Source organism: Eggerthella sp., from assembly GCF_048329335.1.
Classification (GTDB): Bacteria; Actinomycetota; Coriobacteriia; order Coriobacteriales; family Eggerthellaceae; genus Eggerthella; species Eggerthella lenta.
Genome location: NZ_DBFEGU010000398.1, coordinates 1 through 1,035, shown reverse-complemented (window position 1 = coordinate 1,035; position 1,035 = coordinate 1). Strand labels below are relative to the sequence as shown.

1 protein-coding gene is annotated in these 1,035 nt (G+C 68.5%); it reads left to right on the top strand.

Annotated elements, in window-relative coordinates; genetic code table 11:
- Positions 1-80: 80 nt before the first annotated feature.
- Positions 81-1,035 (top strand): aspartate-semialdehyde dehydrogenase (locus tag ACMO6A_RS12410; protein WP_418471345.1); only part of this gene is annotated, 955 nt, incomplete at its 3' end.

The window sequence follows — 1,035 nt, the reverse complement described above, 5'->3', positions numbered from 1 at the left end:
TTTTCTATCCGTTCGCATGCGCCAGCCGCCGGGATCGTCCGCGGAGGAGTTCGTGCAGCGTCCCGTAAGGGGGAACAACCATGAAGCAGTACACAGTCGCCATCGTCGGCGCGACGGGTGCCGTGGGCACGCAGATGCTTGCATGCCTGAAGGAGCAGGACTTCCCGGTCGGCGCGCTCAAGCTGTTGGCCAGCCCGCGCTCGGCGGGCAAGGTCATCGCGACGCCCTGGGGCGACGTCACGGTCGAGGTGGCCGCGCCCGAGGCGTTCGACGGCGTGGACATCGTGCTCGGCGCCGCAGAGGACGATGTCGCGAAGGCCCTCTACCCGGAGGCCGTCAAGCGCGGCGCCGTGGTGGTGGACAACTCGCACGCCTTCCGCCTGGACGAGGACGTGCCGCTCGTCATCCCCGAGATCAATGCTGAGGACGTCAAGGGCCATCACGGCATCATCGCCAACCCCAACTGCGCCACCATCATCGGTCTCGTTCCCACCTGGCCGCTGCATAAGCTCGCCGGCGTGACGCGCATGATCGTCTCCACCTACCAGGCCGCCTCCGGCGCCGGGATGCCCGGCATGCTGGAGCTCGAGGCGCAGATCGGCGCCATGGGGCGCGGTGAGGAGATGCCCGAGCCCCGCGCGTTCGCCGCCCAGCTGGCGAGCAACCTCATCCCGCAGATCGGTGGCGAGAAGTTCGAGGGCTTCACCTCCGAGGAGATGAAGATGCAAAACGAGGGCCGCAAGATCATGCACCTGCCCGAGCTGCGCGTGAACTGCACCTGCGTGCGCGTCCCCGTGCTGCGCTCCCACTCCGAGAGCGTGACGCTGGAGTTCGAGCGCGACATCACGCTCGATGAGGCCCGCGAGGCCCTTGCCGCCGCGCCGGGCGTCAAGCTCGTGGACGACCTCGAGGCCGCTAGCGCGCACGACCGCTGGCCCATGCCGCTCGATACGTCCGACCAGGACCTCATCTGGGTGGGCCGCGTGCGCCGCGACATCTCCAACCCCGAGGCCCTGTGCGGCATCACCTTCTGGT